Genomic DNA, 4,075 nt, shown 5'->3' with positions numbered 1-4,075 from the left:
GAGCATGATCGCCTATCACGCTTGCTGGGACTTGGTGTATCTGTTCCACGCGGACTGGGATTGGTACCGGGGCACCGGCGCGTACATCTGGCAGCAGAGCATCTGCTGGACCTTTATCCTCCTCTCCGGATTTTGCTTCAGCCTGGGGCGGCGGCCCCTCCGGAGGGGACTGACGGTGTTCGGCTGCGGCTGGGTGGTGACGCTGGTGACGGTGCTCTTCATGCCGGAGGAGCAGATCTGGTTCGGCGTGCTGACGCTGATCGGCTCCTGCATGTTGCTGATGGTCCCACTGGAAAAACTGCTGCGGCACGTACCTGTGGGGGTGGGCCTCGCCGCCAGCGCGGCCCTGTTCACCCTGCTGCGGAACGTGAACCAGGGGACGCTGGGATTTGAGGACTGGACGCTGGGAACGGTGCCGGAGGGACTTTACCGTAATCTGCTGACGGCGTACATAGGATTTCCGCCGCCGGACTTTTTCTCCACGGATTATTTCTCCCTGCTGCCCTGGCTGTTCCTGTTCCTGGCGGGGCATTTTCTCCGCCGCCTGCTGGCCGGGCCGATGGAGCGGCTGGATCCGGACGCGCTCCGGTGTCCGCCCCTGTGTGCCTTGGGCAGGCAGTCCCTGCCGGTATATATGCTCCACCAGCCGGTAGTCTATGGGGTGCTGCTGGGCGGGGCTGCCCTGCTGGGACGGTGATATAGGACAGAATTTAGATGATGTCCTATACCGCTCCTCCGGGTGGGGGAGCGGTTTTTCTTGACGGGCCTCTGGGAGCGTCATATAGTAAACAAATGAAGAATGCCGGAGGCGAACTCCGGCACGGGAGGTTTGACAGGCATCGCGGGAAAGGACAGGTCATGCTGGAGAAAGCGGGAAAAAACAGCGGAGACAACCGGCGGGACAACCGCGGATTGGTCCTGCGCATGGTTGCCACCGGCGCATGCCGGACCCGGCGGGATCTGGTGGTGAGAACGGGCTTGAGCAAAATGACCATCTCCAATATCGTGGGTGAGATGATCGACGGGGATGTCCTGCGAGAGAGCGAGGTGGTGTGCAGCGAGGAGCCGGGGCGGAACCCCGTGCGCCTCCGGCTCTCACCCGAAGCGCCGAAGGCAGCGGGCGTGGCGTTCCTCCCGGGCCGTTGTGAGAGTGTTCTGTGCGGGCTGGACCTCCGGGTATTCCGGCGGGCTGGCACGGACCTGCCGAAGGACGCTCCGGAGGCGGTGCGGCGGGAGACCGCTCTCAGGCTGTTGGACAAGATGCTGTCCGGGACGGCTGGTGTACGGGCCATCGGCTTGGCGGCGGACCTGCCCTGGCGGCCCGGCGGGGAGCAGATGTGTCCCTCGGAATCCGTGCGTCCGGCAGTCCGGGAGCGGTACGGCCTCCCGGTATTCCTGGAGGACACCTGCCAGAGCGCTCTGCTGGTGGAGAGCCTGTTCGGCAGGGCCCGGAACTGCCGGGACGTGCTGTTTGTCAGCCTGGGGGACCGGGTGGGCAGCGCGGTCCTCAGCGGCGGGCAACTGTGCAGGGGCCGGGGAGGACGGCCCCTGGGGCTGGGCCATGTCACCATCTGCGCCGGTGGCCGTCCCTGCCGGTGCGGCGGCCGTGGCTGCCTGGAGCTGTACGTTCGTTCGCCGGAGGTGCTGAAAAAACTGTATCATCGAACGGGACTGGAGGCTTCCTACGCCGATTTCTGCCGGATAACCGGCAGCGGGGAAGTAGACCGGGTGTTCCGGGAGACCGTGGACTTTCTGGCTGCGGGGATCGCCAGCGCCCTGAATCTGCTGAACAGCGAACTGGTGTTGCTGGGCGGCGACGGACTCTGCTGGACCGACCGGCACGTGGCGGATCTGGAATCCGCCATCGCCCGCCTGCGCCCAGCGGATGGGGGCGGCAGAGTCCTGGTGAGAAAGCCGCGCTTCCTGGGGGAGGGAGTGCTTCTGGGGGCGGCCTGCGGCGGGATCGCCCGGATCTTCTCGGGGGAGCTACCTCTTCAAAACGGGTGATTTCCCGGGGCGGCTTGCCGCAATATCGGAAATCCCACAAAAAGTACATTTTTCTCCTATAAAAACATCAGCTAAACGATTGACATTGAACGCTGGAAATGGTTTAATAATCGATGCGAATGATTGCAAAACCACCTCAGACAAGGAGGACCACTGGTGGACCTTTACAGCGTTGGCGAGATGCTAGTTGACTTTTTGCCGGGCAGTGAGCCCGGAAGCTATATTCGAAACGCCGGGGGCGCCCCTGCAAATGTGGCCATCGCCGCCGCCCGGAACGGGTTGGAGGCGGCCATGTGCTGCTCTGTGGGGGATGACGACTTCGGGCGGTACCTGCTGGGCACCCTCCGGGAAAACAGGGTGCGCTGTATCCGGCGGGAGCCCTGCCGGGAGGCGGTCACCACCATGGCGTTTGTCTCTTTGACGGAGGAAGGGGAGCGGAGCTTCACCTTTGTCCGCAAGCCTGGAGCGGATATGTTCCTTCGGGAGGAGGACGTACGGGAGGCGGACATCCGGGACACGGTGATCGTCCACGCCGGGTCGTGTTCTCTCTCCGCCTCCCCGGCGGCAGAGGCCACGGCCAAGGCCCTGCACCTGGGGCGGGAGATGGGCAGGCTGGTGAGCTTTGATGTGAATTACCGGGACATGATGTGGAACGGCAGTCAGGAGGCCTGCGCCGCAAAGGTGCGGGAGATCCTGCCGGACGTGGATCTGCTGAAGATCTCGGAGGAGGAGGCCGATATGCTGGGGGGCGAGGCGGAGCTGCCCGCCCTTATGGAGCGGTACGGATTGACGCTGGTGGTGCTGACCCTGGGCGGTCAGGGTGCCAGAGGATATTTCCGGGGGCGGCGCCTCGCTGTCCCGGGTCGGCGGGCCCACTGCGCGGATGCAACCGGCGCCGGAGACGCCTTCTGGGGCGGAATGCTGTCTCAGATGCGATTCCGGGGTGTCACCCAGGCGGAGCAGCTGACGGAGCCGCTGGTGCAGGAGGCGCTGGAGTACGGCAACGTCAGCGGATGGCTCTGTGTTCAGGGCAGAGGGGCGATCCCCTCCCTGCCCACCCGGCAGGAGATCGAGCGGCATCTGGTGTAAATGCGGGATTTTTACCGAAAACCGGGAAAAATTTATTGACAAAAAGAAGACGGGCTTTTATAATAAAACGTGCAAGGGAGCTTCCGCGAGGAGGCTGAGATGAGGGGCCGGTCCCTCGACCTGACCTGATGTGGGTAATGCCAACGTAGGGACGCAGCACAAGCTATTCGTGCGGAGTCTCTTCCGCACGGAAGAGATAGGATTGGAGCGAAGGCGGGGTGTCCCAAAGGGGACCCCGCCTTTTTGCATGGGGCGGACCGGCCATTGGATAGGAGGAATACGAATGAGAACGACACAGCGGCTGTACGAGGCCGCCCATCCCATCTGGGAGCAGTGCCATGACCATCCCTTTGTCCGGGGGATTGGAGACGGCAGTCTGGACCTGGAGAAGTTCCAGTGGTTCCTGCTGCAGGACTATCTGTACCTGTTCGACTACGCCCGGGTGTTCGCCTACGGTGTGGTGAAGGCCCGGGATCCCGGCCTGATGCGGACCTTCTCCGCCAATGTGGACGCGATTCTGGGCGGGGAGATGAAGGTCCACCGGGCCTACATGGCTCGGTTGGGCATCACGGAGGAGCAGGTGTTTTCTGTCCAGCCGGCCCTCTCCAATTTGTCCTATACCCACTACATGCTCTCCTGTGCCGCCGCGGGCGGGCCGGCGGAGATCATCGCCGCCATCCTCTCCTGCTCCTGGAGCTATGCGGAGATCGGCACGCGCTTGGCGGCCATCCCCGGCGCGGCGGACCACCCCTTCTACGGCGAGTGGATCCGCAGCTACGCGGGGGAGGACTACCAGAAAACCAACGACGCGCTGGTGGAGCTGATGGACACCCTGGCGGAGAGCTGCACGGAGGCGGAATACCAGCGGCTGGAGGAGATCTTCGTCAACTGCAGCCGGTATGAGCTGGGCTTCTGGGAGATGGCCTGGACGCTGGAGCGATGACCATGCTGGAATTTCAGAACGTCTCCTATCAGTACC

4 protein-coding genes are annotated in these 4,075 nt (G+C 63.6%); all 4 read left to right on the top strand.

What is annotated here, in order from left to right; all coding sequences use genetic code 11:
* Positions 1-697: heparan-alpha-glucosaminide N-acetyltransferase (locus QVE23_RS07950; protein WP_502919082.1), on the top strand; the 697-nt coding region annotated here is incomplete at its 5' end.
* A gap of 161 nt (positions 698-858) precedes the next feature.
* Complete coding sequence (locus QVE23_RS07945) at positions 859-2,007, top strand: ROK family protein (protein WP_287224124.1); 1,149 nt, start codon at positions 859-861, stop codon at positions 2,005-2,007.
* Between the two features lie 156 nt (positions 2,008-2,163).
* On the top strand, positions 2,164-3,096 hold the full coding sequence (locus QVE23_RS07940) for a carbohydrate kinase family protein (RefSeq protein ID WP_119311085.1): 933 nt from the start codon (positions 2,164-2,166) through the stop codon (positions 3,094-3,096).
* A 283-nt stretch (positions 3,097-3,379) separates the two neighbouring features.
* Entirely contained in the window at positions 3,380-4,039 is a 660-nt protein-coding gene (gene tenA / locus QVE23_RS07935) for a thiaminase II (protein WP_256264617.1), read from the top strand.
* Positions 4,040-4,075: the final 36 nt, after the last annotated feature.

Source organism: Oscillibacter sp. KLE 1728 (assembly GCF_934833455.1).
GTDB lineage: Bacteria > Bacillota > Clostridia > Oscillospirales > Oscillospiraceae > Oscillibacter > Oscillibacter welbionis.
This window is presented reverse-complemented; position numbering and strand designations above follow the sequence as displayed.

Coding starts and splice junctions, on each gene's coding strand:
- QVE23_RS07945 (WP_287224124.1), top strand. CDS start 859: ATGCTGGAGAAAGCGGGAAAAAACAGCGGAGACAACCGGCGGGACAAC.
- tenA (WP_256264617.1), top strand. CDS start 3,380: ATGAGAACGACACAGCGGCTGTACGAGGCCGCCCATCCCATCTGGGAG.